Annotated in this window: 21 protein-coding genes; 15 read left to right on the top strand and 6 right to left on the bottom strand. The window is 72.0% G+C overall.

Features of this window, described 5'->3' with window-relative positions; translation table 11 throughout:
* The first annotated feature begins 46 nt into the window (after positions 1-46).
* Positions 47-727 (top strand): Fe2+-dependent dioxygenase, encoded by a 681-nt coding sequence (locus IAI59_RS10115; RefSeq protein WP_207416414.1) that lies wholly within the window; start codon positions 47-49, stop codon positions 725-727.
* Here IAI59_RS10115 and IAI59_RS10110 read toward each other — a convergent pair whose 3' ends face one another.
* Together IAI59_RS10110 and IAI59_RS10105 are read right to left on the bottom strand one after the other, a co-directional pair.
* Positions 728-1,930: a Zn-dependent hydrolase gene (locus tag IAI59_RS10110; RefSeq protein WP_207416413.1), complete on the bottom strand. Its 1,203-nt coding sequence runs from the start codon at positions 1,928-1,930 to the stop codon at positions 728-730.
* Positions 1,931-1,967: 37 nt separating this feature from the next.
* Positions 1,968-2,738, bottom strand: a complete 771-nt coding sequence (locus tag IAI59_RS10105; protein WP_207416412.1) for an SDR family NAD(P)-dependent oxidoreductase — start codon at positions 2,736-2,738, stop codon at positions 1,968-1,970.
* A gap of 103 nt (positions 2,739-2,841) precedes the next feature.
* Between IAI59_RS10105 and queA the strand changes: the two genes are divergently transcribed.
* The 14 genes from queA to IAI59_RS10035 all read left to right on the top strand — a co-directional run bounded on the left by queA (position 2,842) and on the right by IAI59_RS10035 (position 14,328).
* Positions 2,842-3,921: a tRNA preQ1(34) S-adenosylmethionine ribosyltransferase-isomerase QueA gene (queA, locus tag IAI59_RS10100; RefSeq protein WP_207416411.1), complete on the top strand. Its 1,080-nt coding sequence runs from the start codon at positions 2,842-2,844 to the stop codon at positions 3,919-3,921.
* Positions 3,918-5,042 carry a tRNA guanosine(34) transglycosylase Tgt gene (tgt, locus tag IAI59_RS10095; RefSeq protein ID WP_207416410.1) on the top strand — a complete coding sequence of 375 codons (1,125 nt, stop codon included), beginning with the start codon at positions 3,918-3,920 and terminating at the stop codon, positions 5,040-5,042. Before queA ends, tgt begins: the two co-directional genes overlap by 4 nt.
* Complete coding sequence (gene queF / locus IAI59_RS10090) at positions 5,039-5,506, top strand: preQ(1) synthase (RefSeq protein ID WP_207416409.1); 468 nt, start codon at positions 5,039-5,041, stop codon at positions 5,504-5,506. The genes tgt and queF overlap by 4 nt, the downstream gene beginning before the upstream one ends.
* Positions 5,493-6,536: a tRNA epoxyqueuosine(34) reductase QueG gene (gene queG, locus IAI59_RS10085; protein ID WP_207416408.1), complete on the top strand. Its 1,044-nt coding sequence runs from the start codon at positions 5,493-5,495 to the stop codon at positions 6,534-6,536. Before queF ends, queG begins: the two co-directional genes overlap by 14 nt.
* Positions 6,533-7,231 carry a 7-cyano-7-deazaguanine synthase QueC gene (gene queC, locus IAI59_RS10080; RefSeq protein ID WP_207416407.1) on the top strand — a complete coding sequence of 233 codons (699 nt, stop codon included), beginning with the start codon at positions 6,533-6,535 and terminating at the stop codon, positions 7,229-7,231. Before queG ends, queC begins: the two co-directional genes overlap by 4 nt.
* Before the next feature lie 66 nt (positions 7,232-7,297).
* On the top strand, positions 7,298-7,855 hold the full coding sequence (locus IAI59_RS10075; protein ID WP_207416406.1) for a VUT family protein: 558 nt from the start codon (positions 7,298-7,300) through the stop codon (positions 7,853-7,855).
* Between the two features lie 36 nt (positions 7,856-7,891).
* Positions 7,892-8,683, top strand: a complete 792-nt coding sequence (locus IAI59_RS10070; protein ID WP_237180567.1) for a RibD family protein — start codon at positions 7,892-7,894, stop codon at positions 8,681-8,683.
* Positions 8,680-9,639, top strand: a complete 960-nt coding sequence (locus IAI59_RS10065; RefSeq protein ID WP_207416405.1) for a zinc-dependent alcohol dehydrogenase — start codon at positions 8,680-8,682, stop codon at positions 9,637-9,639. Before IAI59_RS10070 ends, IAI59_RS10065 begins: the two co-directional genes overlap by 4 nt.
* Before the next feature lie 13 nt (positions 9,640-9,652).
* The gene (locus IAI59_RS10060) at positions 9,653-10,051 is read left to right on the top strand and encodes a 6-pyruvoyl trahydropterin synthase family protein (protein WP_207416404.1); all 399 of its coding nucleotides are present in this window, start codon (positions 9,653-9,655) and stop codon (positions 10,049-10,051) included.
* Positions 10,051-11,085, top strand: coding sequence for a glycosyltransferase family 4 protein (locus IAI59_RS10055; protein ID WP_207416403.1), 1,035 nt, complete (start codon positions 10,051-10,053; stop codon positions 11,083-11,085). Before IAI59_RS10060 ends, IAI59_RS10055 begins: the two co-directional genes overlap by 1 nt.
* Positions 11,082-11,975 carry a class I SAM-dependent methyltransferase gene (locus IAI59_RS10050; protein ID WP_207416402.1) on the top strand — a complete coding sequence of 298 codons (894 nt, stop codon included), beginning with the start codon at positions 11,082-11,084 and terminating at the stop codon, positions 11,973-11,975. Before IAI59_RS10055 ends, IAI59_RS10050 begins: the two co-directional genes overlap by 4 nt.
* Before the next feature lie 24 nt (positions 11,976-11,999).
* Positions 12,000-13,262 carry a 3-oxo-tetronate kinase gene (otnK, locus tag IAI59_RS10045; protein WP_207416401.1) on the top strand — a complete coding sequence of 421 codons (1,263 nt, stop codon included), beginning with the start codon at positions 12,000-12,002 and terminating at the stop codon, positions 13,260-13,262.
* Positions 13,259-13,891 (top strand): 3-oxo-tetronate 4-phosphate decarboxylase, encoded by a 633-nt coding sequence (gene otnC / locus IAI59_RS10040; protein WP_207416400.1) that lies wholly within the window; start codon positions 13,259-13,261, stop codon positions 13,889-13,891. Before otnK ends, otnC begins: the two co-directional genes overlap by 4 nt.
* Positions 13,891-14,328, top strand: coding sequence for a GNAT family N-acetyltransferase (locus tag IAI59_RS10035; protein WP_207416399.1), 438 nt, complete (start codon positions 13,891-13,893; stop codon positions 14,326-14,328). The genes otnC and IAI59_RS10035 overlap by 1 nt, the downstream gene beginning before the upstream one ends.
* A gap of 3 nt (positions 14,329-14,331) precedes the next feature.
* On the opposite strand, the gene IAI59_RS10030 is transcribed toward IAI59_RS10035, so the two are convergent.
* From IAI59_RS10030 to IAI59_RS10015, 4 genes are all read right to left on the bottom strand, one after another.
* Complete coding sequence (locus IAI59_RS10030; protein WP_207416398.1) at positions 14,332-15,297, bottom strand: tripartite tricarboxylate transporter substrate binding protein; 966 nt, start codon at positions 15,295-15,297, stop codon at positions 14,332-14,334.
* Positions 15,298-15,356: 59 nt separating this feature from the next.
* Positions 15,357-15,818 carry a GNAT family N-acetyltransferase gene (locus IAI59_RS10025; RefSeq protein ID WP_207416397.1) on the bottom strand — a complete coding sequence of 154 codons (462 nt, stop codon included), beginning with the start codon at positions 15,816-15,818 and terminating at the stop codon, positions 15,357-15,359.
* A complete protein-coding gene (locus IAI59_RS10020; protein WP_207416396.1) occupies positions 15,815-16,804 on the bottom strand; it encodes a 2-hydroxyacid dehydrogenase in 990 nt (329 codons plus the stop codon). Before IAI59_RS10020 ends, IAI59_RS10025 begins: the two co-directional genes overlap by 4 nt.
* Positions 16,805-16,927: 123 nt before the next feature.
* Positions 16,928-17,950, bottom strand: a complete 1,023-nt coding sequence (locus IAI59_RS10015) for a hypothetical protein (RefSeq protein ID WP_207443781.1) — start codon at positions 17,948-17,950, stop codon at positions 16,928-16,930.
* Positions 17,951-18,192: the final 242 nt, after the last annotated feature.

The raw sequence follows: 18,192 nt of genomic DNA, 5'->3' as shown, positions 1-18,192 counted from the left end.
GCCCGCGCGGCCCCTTCCGCCGTTCCTGCCAAGCGAGGCCCGCCGCATGCTGATCCGCATCCCCCAGCTCCTGTCGCCGGACGAGGTGGCGCATTGCCGCACCGTGCTGGAAGCCGCCGAATGGACCGACGGCCGCGCCACCGCCGGCGAGCAGTCGGCCCTCGCCAAGTTCAACCTGCAGGTCCCCGAGGCCTCGCCCCAGGCGCGCCAGCTGGGCGAGCTGGTGTTGCGCGCGCTGGGGCGCAACGCCGAGTTCACCGCGGCCGCGCTGCCGCTGCGGGTCTATCCGCCGATGTTCAACCGCTACGACGCCGGCATGACCTTTCGCGCCCACGTGGACAACGCCATCCGCCACGTGCCCGGTGGCGGGCGGCTGCGCACCGACGTGTCCTCCACCCTGTTCCTGTCCCCGCCCGGCGACTACGACGGCGGCGAGCTGGTGATCGAGGACACCTACGGTACCCAGAGCATCAAGCTCGATGCCGGCGACCTGGTGCTCTACCCCGCCACCAGCCTGCACAGCGTCCGGCCCGTCACCCGCGGCAGCCGATGGGCCAGCTTCTTCTGGATCCAGTCCATGGTGAAGGACGATGGCCGGCGTGGCCTGCTGTATGGCCTGGACCAGGGCATCCGCCGGGTGCGGGCGCAGTTGCCGGACGACGACGCGGGGGTGCTGGCGCTGACCGCCAGCTACCACAACCTTTTGCGGCAATGGGTGGAGATGTAGCTAGCCCGCGGCCGCCAGAAAGCGCGCCGCGCCGTCCACCAGGACGCGGGCGCCCATCGCCAGATCCTCGTCCGCCGTGTTTTCCGCCCAGTGGTGGCTGATGCCGCCGATCGAGGGCACGAACAGCATCACCGCCGGCATGTGCCGGGCCATGTACTGCGCGTCGTGCCCGGCGCCGCTGGGCAGGCGCTGCCAGCGCCCGGGCGCCGCGGCCTCGGCCGCCGCGTCCAGCGATGCCATCAGCCGCTCGTCACTCAGGGCGGGGGTGGAGCGGCCGAGGATCCGCAGCTCCGTTTCGCAGCGCTCGCGCCGGTTGCTGTCCTGCACCAGGCGCCGCAGCGCCGCGTCCAGCCGCTGCAGCACCTCCGTCTCGATGTCGCGGAACTGGAACAGCACCTCGGCCCGGCCGGGAATGATGCTGGACGCCCCCGGGTCCAGCGCGATGCGCCCGCAGGTCCAGGTCGTGCGGGGGCCGCAATGGCGGGGAAACTCGGCATCGATGGCGGCCAGCAGGCGCACGGCGGTCAGCCCGGCGTCGCGCCGCTCGGCCATGGTGGTGCCGCCGGCATGGTCCTGCATGCCCGTCACCACCAGCTTGTATTGCCAGATGGCGACGATGCCCGTGACCACGCCCACCTGGTGCCCGGCGCGCTCCAGCTGCGTGCCCTGCTCGATGTGCATTTCCAGGAAGCCTTTGTAGCGGCCGGTGTCGAGTTGCAGGCGCGGCAGGCCGGACAGCCCGGCGCCGGCCAGCGCATCGCGCAGCTTCTGGCCGCCGGCGCCCACCTGCCCGTCGATCTCCGCCTCCTCCAGCTCGCCGATGCTGGACCGGCTGCCCAGGAAGCTGCCGAAATGCCCTTCCTCGTCCGCGAAGGCGATCACGTCCACCGGCAGCCCGGCGCGTGCCATGGCCAGGGCACCCACCACGCCCAGCGCCCCGTCCAGCCAGCCGGCCTCGTTCTGGCTCTCGATATGGCTGCCGGCCAGCAGGTGCGGCCCGGGGCCGGGATGGCGGCCGAACACGTTGCCGATGCCGTCGATGGAGGCCTCCAGCCCCGCCTCGCGCATCTTGTCCATCAGCCAGCGGCGGGACTCCATGTCCTGCGGGCTGTAGGTCGGGCGGTGCACGCCCGTCTTGAAGGCGCCGATCCGCCGCAGCTCGTGCAGGTCCTGGAGAAAGCGGGCGGTATCGGCTTCGGGCATGGCGGCGGGCTCCGGTGTTGCACGGTGCCAGCCTAGGTCAGCGGGCTTCCAGCGTCAGCCCGCCATCGACCACCAGCGTCTGCCCCGTGACCATGCCGGCGCCGGCCAGCAGAAACAGGATCACCTCGGCCAGGTCCTCCGGCTGGCAGCGGCGCTTCAGCAGGGCCTTGGCGGCGGAGGCGGCACGGCGTTCCTCCGTCCATTCCACCATCCAGGGGCTGTCCACCGCGCCGGGGGCGACGGCGTTGACCCGCACGGCGGGCGAGAGAGCGCGCGCGAGGTTCTTGGTCAGGCTGATCACGCCGGCCTTGCTGGCGCCATAGGCCATGGAGCTGCCCGGGCTGTCGATGCCGGCGATGGAGGCAACATTGACCACCGCGCCGCCCGCCGCCGAAAGCGCGGGCGCCGCCGCCTTGGCGCAGCGGAAGGTGCCCAGCAGGTTGACCTCCAGCACCGTTCGCCACAGCGCCTCGTCCATGCGGTCCAGCGCCGCGGGCGGGATCAGGGTGCTGGTGCCGGGGGTGCCGGCGTTGTTGACCAGGAAGTCCAGCCCGCCCAGCGCGGCGATGGCATCCGCCACCATGCGGGGGCCGTCCATCGCGTCGCCCACGTCGCCGGGGGCTGCCAGCACGTCGTGGCCGCCGGCCCGCAGCTCGGCCAGCACGGCTTCGGCCCGCGCGTCGCCCGGCAGGTGGTTCACCGCCACGCGGGCGCCGGCCCCGGCCAGCATCCGCACCACCGCCAGCCCGATGCCGGAGGCACCGCCCGTCACCAGCGCCCGCCGCCCCCGCAGCTCAAATCGGATCATCCGCCGCCTCCCGGTTTTGTTCGCCAGCCTGCGGGGGCAAGCCTGCCCTGTCGAGGCTTTGCTTGCGCTTCCGTTTCCCCTCCGCTACCGCCCGCGGGTTCCCATGACCCAGACCGATGCACCCGCCCTCCCCCCGTTGCGGGCCGAGGATTTCGACTTCGCCCTGCCGGAGGCGCTGATCGCCCAGGCCCCGGCGCGGCCGCGCGATTCCGCGCGCCTGCTGGTGGTGGAACCGGCCGGGACACGCGACCTCGGCGTGGCCGACCTGCCCGGCCTGCTCGGCCCCGGCGACCTGATGGTGGTCAACGACACCCGCGTCATCCCCGCCCGGCTGCGGGCCCGGCGTGGCGAGGCGCGGATCGAGATCATGCTGAACCGTGCCGAGGCCGGCGGCACCTGGCACGCCCTGGTGCGCGGCGCCAAGAAGCTGCGCGCGGGCGACGTGCTGGCCATCGACGGCGCGCCGGAGCTGGCGCCGCGCGTGCTGGAGAAGCAGGAGGGCGGCGCCGTGCTGCTGGACTTCGGCCCCGACCAGGCGCTGCTGGCGGCGGCGCTGGAAAAGGCGGGCGAGATCCCCCTGCCCCCCTACATCGCCCGCCCCGATGGCCCGACCGAACAGGACCGCGCCGACTACCAGCCGATTTTCGCGCGCCAGCCCGGCGCAGTCGCGGCGCCCACCGCCAGCCTGCACTTCACCCCTGGTCTGCTGGAGGCGCTCGCCGCGCGCGGCGTGCGGCAGGTGGAAGTGACGCTGCATGTCGGCGCCGGCACCTTTCTGCCGATCCGCACTGAGGACCCGCGCGCCCACAGGCTGCATTCCGAATGGGGCGAGGTGACGCCGGAGGCGGCGGCCGCCATCAACAACACCCGCGCGGCGGGCGGGCGCATCGTGGCGATCGGCACCACCGCGCTGCGGCTGCTGGAAAGCGCGGTGGACGAGGCCGGCACCATCCACCCCTTCCAGGGGCTGACCGACATCTTCCTGCTGCCGGGCCACCGCTTCCGCTCGGCGGACGTGCTGCTGACCAACTTCCATTTGCCGAAGTCCAGCCTGTTCATGCTGGTGTCGGCCTTTTCCGGCACGGCGCGGATGCGCGCGGCCTACGAGCACGCGGTGGCCCAGGGCTATCGCTTCTATTCCTACGGCGATGCCAGCCTGCTGTTCCGGGAGAATGCCCTGTGACTTTGTCCTGGAGCTGCCAGTGCCGCGATGGCCATGCCCGCGCCGGCACGCTGCACACCGCGCATGGCGCGGTGCAGACGCCGGTCTTCATGCCCGTCGGCACCGCCGGCACGGTCAAGGCCATGACGGCGGATGCGGTGCGCGCCACCGGCGCCAGCATCGTGCTGGGCAACACCTACCACCTGATGCTGCGCCCGGGCGCCGAGCGCGTCGGGCGGCTGGGTGGCCTGCACAAGATGATGGACTGGCAGGGACCGATCCTGACGGATTCCGGCGGCTTCCAGGTGATGTCGCTGAGCAAGCTGCGGAAGATGGACAGGGACGGCGTCACCTTCCAAAGCCACATCAACGGCGAGAAGTTCCGCCTGACGCCGGAGCGGAGCATCGAGATCCAGCACCTGCTGGATGCCGACATCACCATGTGCTTCGACGAGTGCATTCACTTTCCGGCCAGCCATGAGGAAGCCGCCCGCGCCATGCGGCTCTCCATGGCCTGGGCGAAGCGCTCACGCGATGCTTTCACCCCGCGCGAGGGCTACGGGCTGTTCGGCATCCAGCAGGGCAGCACCTTCGAGGATTTGCGCGCCGAAAGCGCCAAGGCGCTGACCGACATCGGCTTCGAAGGCTACGCCATCGGCGGCTTGGCCGTCGGCGAGGGACAGGAGGAGATGTTCCGCACGCTGGACTTCTCCGTGCCCATGCTGCCGGAAACGCATCCGCGTTACCTGATGGGCGTCGGCACGCCCTCCGACCTGATCGGCGCCGTGCGGCGCGGCGTGGACATGTTCGACTGCGTGATCCCGACCCGCTCGGGCCGCACCGGGCGCGGCTATACCAGCGCCGGCATTCTGAACATGCGCAACGCCAAGCATGCGGACAACCTGGAGCCGCTGGACCCGGAGTGCGACTGCCCGGCCTGCACGCGCCACACGCTCGCCTACCTGCACCACCTGTTCAAGGCAGGGGAAATGCTGGGGCCGATGCTGCTGACCTGGCACAACATTCGTTACTACCAGACGCTGATGGCCCGCCTGCGCGCCGCCATCGTCGCCGGCCGCTTCGAGGAAGAGGCCGCCGCCATCGAGGCCGGCTGGGCCGCCAAGGGGGAGATCGCCGCATGAGCAGCAGCCACGACGTGTCCGGCCTGACGATGCTGGGCAGCCAGACCGCGCAGCCCGCCAGCCCGGAGCAGGCGGTGCTGGAGCGCGTGCCCACGCCGCATCCCGGCCTGCGCTACTGCATCCGCTTCACCGCGCCGGAATTCACCTCGCTCTGCCCGATGACCGGCCAGCCGGACTTCGCGCATCTGGTGATCGACTACATCCCCAATGAGTGGATTGTCGAAAGCAAGAGCCTGAAGCTCTTTCTCACCTCCTTCCGCAACCACGGCGCCTTCCACGAGGCCTGCACGGTGGGCATCGGGGCGCGCCTCGTCGAAACGCTGTCGCCGCACTGGCTGCGCATCGGCGGCTACTGGTATCCGCGCGGCGGCATCCCGATCGACGTCTTCTGGCAAACCGGCACGCCGCCCGAGGGCGTCTGGGTGCCGAACCAGGACGTGCCCAACTACCGTGGCCGGGGATAACGCCGCCCGCATCCGCGCGAAGGCGCTGGAAATCGGCTTCGATGCGGTGGGCTTCGCGCCCGCGCATCTGGGGCCGGAGGTACGGGCGCGGCTGGACGCCTTTCTGGCCGCCGGCATGCAGGGCGAGATGGGCTGGCTGGCCGACCGCGCCGAGCAGCGGGCCCAGCCGAAGGCGCTGTGGCCGGAGGCCGCCTCGGTCATCGCGCTCGGCATGAACTACGGGCCGGAGGAGGACCCGCTGGCGGTGCTGCGGCAGCCGGACCGCGGCGGCATCAGCGTCTATGCCCGGCACCGCGACTACCACGACGTCGTCAAGAAGCGGCTGAAGATGCTGGCGCGCTGGATGGTCGAGGAATGGCGCGGCAGTGAGCTGAAGGTCTTCGTCGACACCGCCCCCGTGGCGGAAAAGCCGCTGGCGCAAGAGGCCGGCATCGGCTGGCAGGGCAAGCACAGCAACCTGGTGTCCCGCGAATTCGGCTCCTGGCTGTTCCTGGGCGAGATCTACACCACCCTGGACCTCGCCCCCGACGGCGCCGAGGTGGACCATTGCGGGCGCTGCACCCGCTGCCTCTCGGCCTGCCCGACCGATGCCTTCGTCGGCCCCTACCGGCTGGATGCCCGGCGCTGCATTTCCTACCTGACCATCGAGCACAAGGGGCCGATCCCGGAGGAATTCCGGGTGGCCATGGGCAACCGCATCTATGGCTGCGACGACTGCCTCGCCGTCTGCCCCTGGAACAAGTTCGCGCAGCGCGGGGCCGAGCCCGCGCTGGTGGCGCGGGAAGACCTGAACGCGCCGCGCCTCGCGGAACTCGCGGTGCTGGATGACGCGGCGTTCCGCGCGCTGTTTTCCGGCTCGCCCGTCAAGCGCATCGGGCGCGACCGCTTCGTGCGCAACGTGCTGAACGCCATCGGTAATTCCGGCTCGCCCACGCTGCGCGAGGTGGCGCGGGCGCTGTGCGACGACCCGGCCGAGGTGGTGGCCGATGCCGCCCGCTGGGCCGTGCAACGACTGGAGACGACATCATGACCGAACGTGCGCTGGTGCTGTTCAGCGGCGGCCAGGATTCCGCCACCTGCCTCGCCTGGGCGCTGGACCGCTTCGACCATGTGGAAACGCTGGGCTTCGACTACGGCCAGCGCCACCGGGTGGAGCTGGAGGTCCGCGCCGCCTTTCGCGCCGACATCGCCCGCGGCTTTCCCGCCTGGGCGCCGAAGCTCGGCGAGGACCACACGCTGAAGCTCGACGCGCTGGCCGCGGTGTCCGACACGGCGCTGACCCGGGACACCGAGATCGCCATGCGGGCGGATGGTCTGCCCAACACCTTCGTGCCCGGCCGCAACCTGATCTTCCTGACCTTCGCCGCCGCGCTGGCCTTTCGCCGGGGCCTGCGTCACATCGTCACCGGCGTGTGCGAAACAGATTTTTCCGGCTACCCCGACTGCCGGGACGATACCATCAAGGCGCTGCAGGTGGCACTGAACCTCGGCATGGAGAAGCGCTTCGTGCTGCACACGCCGCTGATGTGGATCGACAAGGCCGAGACCTGGCGGCTGGCCGAGCGGCTCGGCGGCGCCGCATTGGTCGGGGCGGTCGTGGAAGACACCCACACCTGCTACCTCGGCGACCGCGCGCACCGCCACGCCTGGGGCCACGGCTGCGGCACCTGCCCGGCTTGCGAGTTGCGCGCGAAGGGCTTCGCGGAGTATCGAGCGGGCACCTGACGCGCGGGGGTTCGCCGCGCGGCCAACACGCGGATGCACCCGCCCCGTCATGGGAAAACTCGCAAGATGACCGACACCCGCCGGCTGGAGGGTTTCGCCGCCCTCGTGGCATTCGGCCTGACCATCCCCGCCGCGAACTGGCTGATCGGCAACGCCGGCAGCGTCTGCGTGCCACAGGGCCCGTGCCTGATCCCGGTGGCGCCGGGCGTCATGGCACCCTCCGGCGTGCTGATGATCGGCCTCGCCCTGGTATTGCGCGACCTGGTGCAGCGGCGCCTCGGCCTGGGCTGGGCCTGGCTCGCCATCCTGGCCGGCACCGCCATCTCGGCCACGCTGGCGCCGCCCGCGCTGGTGGTGGCCTCGGCCGCCGCCTTTCTGATCAGCGAAACGGTGGACCTCGCCGTCTACACGCCGTTGCAGCGGCGCCATCTGGTGCTGGCGGTGCTGTTGTCCGGCCTCGCCGGGCTGGTGGTGGATAGCGTGGCGTTCCTGTTCATCGCCTTTGGCGACCTGTCCTTCCTGCCTGGGCAGGTGCTGGGCAAGCTGTGGATGATCCTGCTGGCCCTGCCCCTGGTGGCCTGGCTGCGCCGCGCGGATGCGCGCCGCGGCATCCTGCCGGCCTGATCGCCTTCGGCGGCAAGCCGCGCTAGGCTGCCGCCGATGGACGCCATGACCGAATCCGCCGAATGGCCAGCCCTGCTCGCGACACGCGGCGGGGCCGGCGTCGTGCCGGATGGTCCGCTCGGCCGGCTTTTCGCGCCCGTGCTGTCCCCGCCCACCGCGCCGGATGGCTGCACCGTGCTGGGCCGGCTGGCGCAAACGCTGGACGGGCGCATCGCCACGGCCTGCGGCGCCAGCCAGTGGATCGGCGGCCCCGGCGACATCCTGCACACCCACCGGCTGCGCGCGCTGTGCGACGTGGTGCTGGTCGGCGCCGGCACCGTGAAGCATGACGACCCCCGCCTGACCACCCGCGAATGCCAAGGCCCAAGCCCCGTGCGGGTGGTGGTCGATACCGACCGGCGCCTTGGCACCGGCTATCGCGTCTTTCGCGAGGGTCCGCCCACCCTGCTGGCCTGCGCCACCGATGCCCCCGGCCACGACCCGCACGGCACGGCCGAGGTGCTGCGCCTGCCGCGCAACGCCGCCGGCGGGCTGGACCTGCCGGCCCTGCTCGCCGCCCTGGCGGCGCGCGGGCTGCGCCGCATCTTCGTGGAAGGCGGCGGGCTGACCGTGTCCCGCTTCCTGGCGGCGGGCTGCCTGGACCGGCTGCATGTCACGGTGGCACCGGTGCTGCTGGGCTCGGGCATTCCCGCCTTCACCCTGCCGCAGGCGGCGCGCATCGCGGATGGGCTGCGCTTCGCCTGGGGCGTCCACACGCTGGGGGAGGATGTGTTGTTCGACATCGCCCTGCACCGCGCCCGCCCGACGATCTGCGAGGCCACGCCGTGAGGGCGCGCGCCCTTTGGGCCACCGCCCCCGGGCAATGCGAGATCCGCGAGGAAACGCTGCCCGTGCCCGCACCCGACCAGGTGCTGGTCCGAACGCTGGCCAGTGGCATCTCGCGCGGCACGGAACGGCTGGTGCTGTCGGGCCATGTTCCGCCCAGCCAGCACGCCATCATGCGCGCGCCGCTGCAGGCCGGCGATTTTCCGTTTCCGGTGAAATACGGCTACGCGGCGGTGGGCACGCTGGCCGATGGCCACCGCGTCTTTTGCCTGCACCCGCACCAGGACCTGTTCCTGGCGCCGCGCGGCCTGTGCGTGCCAGTGCCGGACGGCGTTTCCAGCCACCGCGCCGTGCTGGCCGCCAACATGGAAACCGCGCTGAACATCCTGTGGGACGCCGCGCCGCTGGCGGGCGAGCGGGTGCTGGTGGTGGGCGGCGGCGTGGTGGGGCTGCTGGCCGCCTGGCTGCTGGCGCGCATTCCCGGCGCGGTGGTCACGGTGGCCGACACGGACCCGCTGCGGCGTGAGGTCGTGGAGCGCCTGGGCGCCCGCTTCGCCACGCCGGACCAAGCGCCGGCGGAGCAGGAGCTGGTGGTGCATGCTTCCGCCAGCGCCGCCGGCCTGCGTCTGGCGCTTGCCCGCGCGGCCTTCGAGGCCCGCATCCTGGAAGCCTCCTGGCACGGCGATGCCGAGATCGGCCTGCCGCTGGGCGAAGCCTTCCACAGCAAGCGGCTGCGGCTGCTGTCCACCCAGGTGGGCGCCGTGTCTCCCGCCATGCGCGGCCGCCGCACGCATGCCGAGCGCATGGCGCTGGCACTCGACCTGTTGCGCGACCCTGTGCTGGACGTGTTGTGCGGCCCCACCCTGCCCTTTGAGCAGTTGCCCGCCCGTTACGCCGCCATCCTCGCGCCGCCCGCCCGGGGCCAGGCCGCCCCGCTTTGCCCTGTCGTCATCTATTGAAAGACCGCCACGCATGTACAGCCTGACCGTCGCCGACCACGTCATGGTCGCCCACAGCTTCAAGGGCGAGGAATTCGGCCCGGCGCAGCGCGTGCACGGCGCAACCTTCGTGGTGGAGGCGGAATTCCGTGCCGAGAAGCTGGACCGCCTGAACCTGCTGATCGACATCGCCGCCGCCCGCGTGGAGCTGCGCAAGATCCTGGACGGCTTCGACTACAACAACCTGGACGACATGGGCATCTTCGCAGGCCAGAACACCAGCACGGAGTTTCTGTGCTCCTATATCCATGGCGAGCTGGTCAGGGCGATCAGGGACGGCCGCTTCGGCGAGGGCGCGCGCGCCGTGCAGTCCATCAAGGTGCTGCTGCGCGAAAGCCCGCTGGCCTGGGCCGCCTATGAGGCCGCGCTCTGATGAAGCTGGCGCTGCTGGTCCCCGGGCCGTTCAGCACCGTCTCGGGCGGCTATGGCTATGACCGCCGGCTGGTGGAGGGTTTCCGCGCCGCGGGGCATGAGGTGAGCGTGGTCGAGCTGGAAGGCCGCCACCCGCTGCCGGATGACGCCGCCACCGCCGCCGCGCGCGCCGCGCTGGACCGCGTGCCGGCCGACACGCGCCTGATCATCGACGGCCTCGGCCTGCCCGCCTTCGCGCCGTTCGCGGATGAATTGGAGCAACGCGGCGCCATCGGCCTGATCCACCACCCGACGGCGATCGAGCCCGGCGTGCCGGACGAAGACCGCGCGCGGCTCAAGCAACTGGAAGCCGCGTTGTTTCCGCGCATGGCGCGCCTCGTCACCACCTCCCGCCTCACCGCCGACCGGCTGCCACTGGAGTTTCCGGTTTCCGCCGAGAAGATCGGCGTGGTGGAGCCGGGCACCGACCCGGCGGAACGCTCGCGCGGCTCGGGCGGGCCGGGCTGCGCCATCCTGTCCGTCGGCGTGCTGACGCCGCGCAAGGGGCACGACGTGCTGTTGCGCGCCCTGGCCCGCCTGACCGATCTGGACTGGACGCTGACCATCGCCGGTGCGCCGCGCGACCGGACCCACGCGCAAACCCTGGCCGCGCTGGCCGAGGAGCTTTCCATCGCCGGCCGCGTCACCTTCGCGGGGGAGGTGGACCAGCCGGCGCTGGAAGCCTTCTACGCCGGGGCCGACCTTTTCGCGCTGGCCACGCATTGGGAAGGCTATGGCATGGCGGCGGCGGAAGCGCTGGCGCGCGGCCTGCCGGTGGCCATCACCGCGGGCGGCGCCATCGCGGACGTGGTGCCCCCCACCGCCGGCATCATCGCCCCGCCGGGCGACGTCACCTCCTATTCCCGCGCCATGCGGCGGCCGATCTTCGACACCGCGCTGCGCGCCGAGATGGCCGAGGCCGCCTGGCAGGCCGGGCAGTCCCTGCCCCGCTGGCCCGACCGCGCCGCCGCCTTTCTGCGCGAGATGGATGCATGAGCGAGGGCTTCGACGGCGACTGGCTGCAACTGCGCGAACCCTTCGACGCCCGCGCCCGCGCCGTGCCTTTGGCGCTCGCGCTGGCCGCGGCGCTGCCGGCGCGGCCGCGCATCATCGACCTCGGGGCCGGCACCGGCGCCTTGTTCCGCTGGCTGGCGCCCTATATCGGCCGCACGCAGATCTGGACGCTGGTGGATTCCGACCCCGCGCTGATCGAGCGCGCCTTCGCCGAGATCGCCGATGCGGCGGAGCGCGTCGGCTGGGGCGTGCAGTTGCCCAAGCCGCGCGTGATGCTGGTGCTGACCCCGGTCGGCCCCTGGCGGGTCGAGGCACAGATCGCCGACCTGAACGAGGCGCCCGGCGTGCTGAAGCTGGAGGAAGCCGATGCCGTGGTCAGCACCGCGCTGTGCGACCTCGTGTCCCGCCCCTGGGTGGCGCGCATGGCCGCCGCCCTGCGGGTGCCCTTCTATGCCGCGCTGAACGTCGACGGGCGCGAGGGCTTTTTTCCGCCCCACCCCGCCGACCGGCTGGTGGCGCGCGGCTTTCTGCGGGACCAGCGGCGCGACAAGGGTTTCGGCGGACCGGCGCTGGGTCCGGCGGCCCCGGGCTTCATGGCCGCCGCCTTTCGGGCGCGCGGCTTTTCCGTCACCACCGCCCCCAGCCCCTGGCGCGTGCCCGCCGCCGTGCCGGCGATGGGCGAGGCGCTGGCGGATGGCCACGCGGATGCGGCCCTGAAGCGCCTGCCCCGCCCGCTGGCCGCGCAGGTGGAGCAGTGGCGGCGCGACCGGGCCTTGCAGGCGGCGCGCGGCCGGCTGTCCGCCGTGGTCGGCCACCAGGACCTGCTGGCGCTGCCGCCGGCGATGCCCAAAACTGCGCGCACGATCAATTAAGAAATTACCGAGGAACCCTTCGCCATGCCGATCCTGGGCTGCATCGCCGACGATTTTACCGGCGCCACCGACCTCGCCGCCATGCTGGTGGCGCACGGCATGCGCACCGTGCAGGTGATCGGCGTGCCTGATGGCCCCCCAGGTTCGAACATGCCGGAGGCCGATGCCGTGGTGGTGGCGCTGAAGTCCCGCACCGTGCCGGCGCCGCAGGCGGTGGCCGAAAGCCTCGCGGCCTGCGAGGCGCTGCTGGCCGCGGGCGCCCGGCAGATCTTCTTCAAATACTGCTCCACTTTCGACAGCACGGCGGAAGGCAATATCGGCCCTGTGGCGGATGCGCTGCTGCGGCGCCTGCAATCGGGCTTCGCCATCGCCTGCCCGGCCTTTCCCGCCAACAACCGCAGCATCTTCCAGGGCCATCTGTTCGTGGGCGGCGTGCTGCTCAACGAGAGCGGCATGGAGAACCACCCGCTGACCCCCATGCGCGACGCCAACCTGGTGCGGGTTCTGGCGCGGCAAACCGAGGGCGGCGTCGGGCTGGTGCCGTTCAACACCGTAGAGCAGGGCGAAGGCGCCATCCGCCGCGCCTTCACCGCCATGCGTGACGCCGGCCGCCGCTACGCCATCACGGACGCGGTCACGGAAGCGCATCTGCACGCCATCGGCGCCGCCTGCGCCGAGCACGCGCTGGTCACCGGCGGCTCCGGCATCGCCATGGGCCTGCCGGCCAATTTCCGCGCCATGGGCCTGCTGCCGGACCGCGAGGACGCCGACGAGCTGCCTGAGGCACGCGGCGCCATGGCTGTGGTCGCCGGCTCCTGCTCCCGCGCCACGCTGGGGCAGATCGGGCTGGCGCGCGACCACGTGCCGGTGCTGGAGCTGGACGCGCTGGAAACGCCCGATGCCGCCGCGCTGGTGGCACAGGCGCGGGCCTGGATGGACGGCAAGCTGTCGGAAGAGCGGCCTGTGGTGATCGCCGCCTCCGCACCGCCGGACAAGGTGGCGGCCTTGCAACAGAAGCTGGGTCGCGACGCGGCCGGCATGCTGGTGGAGCACGCCCTGGCGGACATCGCGGCCGAGCTGGTGGCGCGCGGCGTGGGGCAGCTCGTGGTGGCGGGCGGCGAGACCTCCGGCGCCGTGGTGCAGAAGCTGGGCGTGAAGAGCCTGCGCATCGGCCCGCAGATCGACCCCGGCGTGCCCTGGACCTATGCGGAGCCGGGCAACCTGCATCTGGCCCTGAAGTCCGGCAATTTCGGCGCGCGTGACTTCTTTCTGAAGGCCTTCCAATGACCGAGCAGGAAATCCGGGATCAGCTGGTCCGCCTCGGTGCCAGCCTGTTCCAGCGCGGCTATTCCGTGGGCAGCGCCGGCAACATCAGCGTGCGGTTGCCGGACGGCTTCCTGATGACGCCGACCAATTCCTCGCTCGGCAGCCTGGATGCGGCGCGAATCAGCAAGCTGGACGCGGAGTGGCGGCATGTCGGCGGCGACAAGCCGTCCAAGGAGGTGTTCCTGCACCGCGCCGTGCTGTCCGCCCGGCCGGAAGCGGGCGCGGTGGTGCATCTGCATTCCACCCACGCCACCGCCATCGGCTGCCTGGCCGCGCCGGGCGAGGACGCGCCGATCCCGCCGCTGACACCCTATTTCGTGATGCGCATCGGCCGCCGCCTGCCGGTGGTGCCCTATTACCGCCCCGGCGACGGCGCGATGGAGCCTGCGGTGCATGCGGCGGCGCTGGAAGCCCGAGCGCTTCTGCTGGCCAACCATGGCCCCGTGGTGTCCGGCAAGACGCTGCTGGACGCCGTCTATGCGTCAGAGGAGCTGGAGGAATCCGCCCGCCTCGCGCTGCTGCTGCGCGGAATGCCGGCCCGCGAGTTGACCCCGGCGCAGGTGGACGACCTGCTGACCACCTTCGGCTGATGGCCTATGGGATGCGCCGCGGCGTCGAACTGCGCGGCGCGGTGCCGCTGGACGCGGCGGACATCGCGCGCCTGCTGCGCCAGCCGGAAGACGAGATGGCAGGACGGCTGGAGGCCATCGCGCAAGACCCGCACTCGACGCTGATGGTCGCCGCTGACTACGGCCCCGTGGTGGGGGTGGCGGCGCTGCACTGGCACCCGGTGCTGCACGCCGCCCGCAGCGTGGCCCGCATCTCCACCCTGGTGGTGGCGGAGGAGGAGCGGCACCGGGGCATCGGCCGCATGCTGCTGAAGGCCGCGTCCCAGGCCGCGCGGCAGGCCGGCTGCGACAGCCTGGAATGGCGCGTGGAGGATGAGGCCTCGCGCGGCTTCTGCGCCGCGACCGGCTTCGCGGAAGCCGGCCACGGCTTTGTCCGCGCGCTGCGCAAACGGAACTAGAGGCTACTCGATCCGCATGCCGGTTTCCTTGACGAAGCGCGCGAAGCGCTCCGTCTCGTCGGCCATGTAGGCGGCGAATTCATCGGGACTGGACGGGCGCGGCTCCAACCCGTTCTCGGCGCACCATGCCGCCATGGCCGGGTCGCGCATCACCTGGCCGATCTGCGCCACCAGCCGGTCGCGCTCCGCCGCCGGCAGCCCCGCCGGCGCCAGCAGGCCGAGCCAGGTGTAGAAGCTGTAGTCGGGCAGCCCGGCCTCGGCCATGGTCGGCACATCCGGCAGCAGGGCCGCGCGGCCGCGCCCGGTGACCGCCAAAGCACGGACGGCGCCCGCGCTGATGTTCGGCATGGCGGTGATCAGCGTGTCGAACATGCCCTGGATCTTGCCGCCCAGCAGATCCGTGTTCGCCGCCGCGGCGCCGCGATACGGCACGTGCAGGATGGGCACCCCCGCCGCCGCCTTGTACAGCTCCAGCGCCCGGTGCGACGCGCCCCCATTGCCCGAGGAGCCGAAGGCCAGGGCTTCCGGGTTGGCCTTGGCGTAGGCCGTCAGCTCCGCCAGCGTCTTCGCCGGCACGGATGGGTGCACCGTCAGCGCCAGCGGGGATTCGATCAACAGCGACAGCGGCGTGAAGTCGGCGACAGGATCGTAGTTCAGCTTCGGGTACAGGCTGACATTCATGGCGTGGGTGCCGGCGAAGCCCATGTACAGCGTGTTGCCGTCCGGCGCGGCGTGGGCCGCGATCTCCGCCCCCAGGTTGCCGCCGGCGCCGGGGCGGTTGTCCACCACGAATGCCCGGCCCTGCAACGTCCCCAGCGCCGCCGCCACGCGGCGCGCCACCAGGTCCGTGATGCCGCCGGGCGGGTAAGGCACGATCAGCCGGACCGGCCGGGCCGGCTGCGCCCGGGCGAGCGATGGCAGCGCCAGGGCGCCAGCCAGCGCGGCACGGCGGGTGAGAGTGATGTTCATGGCCTTGTTCCTCCGGATGGGAGCTTAAGGCCATAACCCTGGTCTTTTGAAGCGATCGATCAGATGGAGGCGGCGGGGTCCAGCCTGAGCACGAAGCTGTGCCACCCCGGGGCCTCAGCGATGCGGCGGTAAAGGGCCAGTGCCGCGTGGTCCTCGGGCGGCACGAACCAGCGCAGGTGGCTCCAGTGCCGTTCCCGCCCGGCCGCCTCCACGGCGCCGATCAATGCCCGCGCGATGCCCTGCCCGCGGCGGTCGGCGCGCACGAAAAGATCGTCGAGCTGGCCGCAGCGGCGTGCGAAGACGGCCTCCGGCAGGTCGTGGAACAAGGCGAAGCCCACCGCCTGCCCGTCCTCAAAGGCGCCCATCAGCTCGGTGCGCGGGTCGTCCCGCACCAGGGCCAGCGCGGCGCCGGGCCGCAGCATGGCGGCCCCCGCCAAGACGCCCCGCATCTCCGCCGCATAGGCATCCAGCAACGGCCCCAAGGGCGCGCGGCTGCCGGGCGGCAGCGGGCGGACGATCACGGCAGCCGTGCCAGGTCGATCTCGTTTTCCAGGCTGCCATCGGTGAAAAAGCGTCCGAGGTTGGCGGTGGCCCCTTCCACCTTGGCCATCATCGCATCCAGCGTGCCGGCCGCGACATGCGGGGTCAGCACCGCGTTTTCCAGCTTCAGCAGCGGGTTGTCCGGCAATGGCGGCTCGGGCGAAAAGACGTCGATGCCGGCGGCGCGGATGGTGCCGGCGGCCAGCGCCCGGGCCAGCGCGGCCTCGTCCACCACCGCGCCGCGCGCGCAGTTCACCAGCACCGCCTCGGGCTTCATGGTGGCCAGCGTGGCGTCGTTGATGATGTGGCGGGTTTCGGCGGTGGCCGGCAGGTGCAGCGTCACCACGTCCGACTCCCGCAGCAGGCGGTCCAGCGCCACCCGGCGGAAGTTCAACGCCAGCTCCAGCCCTTCGGGCAGCTGCACCAGCGGGTCGGCGTAAAGGCCGCGCACATTGAAAGGCTGCAGCAACGCCGCGACGGCCGAGCCGATACGCCCCATGCCGACAATGCCCACCGTGCGGCCGCGCAGGTTGCGCGAGATGGGGCGGATCGCGGTGCCCAGCCATTCGCCCCGGCGCATCGCCGCGTCGGCGCGCGGGATGTGGCGCAGGCAGCTGAACATCAGGGCCAGGGCGTGTTCGCTGACCACCTCGGGCGTGCCAAGCGGGTTGATGGCCAGGCGGATGCCCCGCTCGCGCAGCGCGGCGATGGGCGTCTCGCCTTCCCAGCCGACGCCCTGGTGCTGCACCAGCCGCAGGTTGGGCGCGGCCGCCACCCATTCGGGCTTCAGCACCGCGGGGGCGACGATCACCGCATCCGCCAGGGGCAAGAGCGCCAGCCGCTCGGCATCGTCGTTGGCCGACAGCGTCAGCAGCTCGCAGCCCTGCGGCATGGCGGCACGCCACAGCGCGTACACCTTGTCGGGCGCGTGGCTGAGATACAGAACACGCCGGATGTTGTCGCTCATGATGCTTTTCCCCCTGGGGGGGAGGCTAGGCGATGCACGTGGGCCTGCAAAGCCACGACCCGCCATGAAAAAAGGCGCCGCTGGTTCCAGCGGCGCCTCCTTCTCTCAGCTTGGCGGCAAGGTTCAGTTGCTGCCGTTCAGCTCGTCCGTCATCGACTCCGGCATCGGCGCGGGGGTCGGCTCCGGCATCGGCATCGGCAGTTCCTGCGGCGCGGCCTTCTTGCGCGGCGCGGCGCGCTTCTTGGGCGCGGGTGCCTCGGTCACCGCCGGCACGTCAGCCTTGGGCGCACGCGGCTTGCGGGTGGTGGTGCTGGCAGCCTTCTTCGGCGCGGCGGCAGCGGTGGTCTTGCGCGCCGCCGGCTTGCGGGCGGTGCTGGCAGCAGCCTTCTTCGGCGCGGCGGCAGTGGTGGTCTTGCGCGCCGCCGGCTTGCGGGCGGTGCTGCTGGCGGCCTTCTTCGGCGCGGCCGCAGCGGTCTTCTTCGCCGCAGGCTTGCGGGCGGTGCTGGCAGCGGCCTTCTTCGGCGCGGCGGCAGCGGTCTTGCGCGCCGCCGGCTTGCGGGCGGTGCTGGCAGCAGCCTTCTTCGGCGCGGCGGCAGCGGTCTTGCGCGCCGCCGGCTTGCGGGCGGTGCTGGCAGCGGCCTTCTTCGGCGCGGCGGCAGCGGTCTTGCGCGCCGCCGGCTTGCGGGCGGTGCTGGCGGCGGCCTTCTTCGGCGCGGCGGCGGCGGTCTTCTTCGCCGCCGGCTTGCGGGCGGTGCTGCTGGCGGCCTTCTTCGGCGCGGCGGCGGCGGTCTTCTTCGCCGCCGGCTTGCGGGCGGTGCTGGCGGCGGCCTTCTTCGGCGCGGCGGCAGCGGTCTTCTTCGCCGCCGGCTTGCGGGTGGTGCTGGCGGCGGCCTTCTTCGGCGCGGCCGCAGCGGTCTTCTTCGCCGCCGGCTTGGCGGCAGGCTTGCGGCCAGCGGTGCTGGCCTTGCGCGTGCCGGCCGTGCGGCGGCTCGTGCTCATCGCCATGGGCTGGGCCCGGTCCGCACCCGGCTTGCCGGCGTCGGTCTCGTTATTGTCGGTCATTAGCTGGCTCTCCTTGCCGAGTCGTCCTGGGCTCATCCGATCCGCCCCGTCCCATCCGGGACAACGCGGCGCGGTGCCGTGCATCTGTCTTCGCCATCAGTCCGGATGATCGCATGCACCGGTGAAGAAAGCATGGAAGCGGCGGGGTTCGACCCATCCACGCCCCTGCCCGCCACGCCGGCTAGCACCCGCCCGGGCTCCCCGCCCGGTGCCTGCCGCAGACTTTCCCGCGCCAGGCTTCATCCTTTCCGATTGCGGCGATCCTGAACCGGGGCTTCCGGTGGTGCCGCCTCGACGGCCTCCACACGAATCGCACTCAATTCACC

Origin of the sequence: Roseomonas haemaphysalidis (assembly GCF_017355405.1) — a bacterium.
GTDB lineage: Bacteria > Pseudomonadota > Alphaproteobacteria > Acetobacterales > Acetobacteraceae > Pseudoroseomonas > Pseudoroseomonas haemaphysalidis.
The sequence above is the reverse complement of the archived record's forward strand: the minus strand, read 5'-3'. Positions and strand labels throughout refer to the sequence as shown.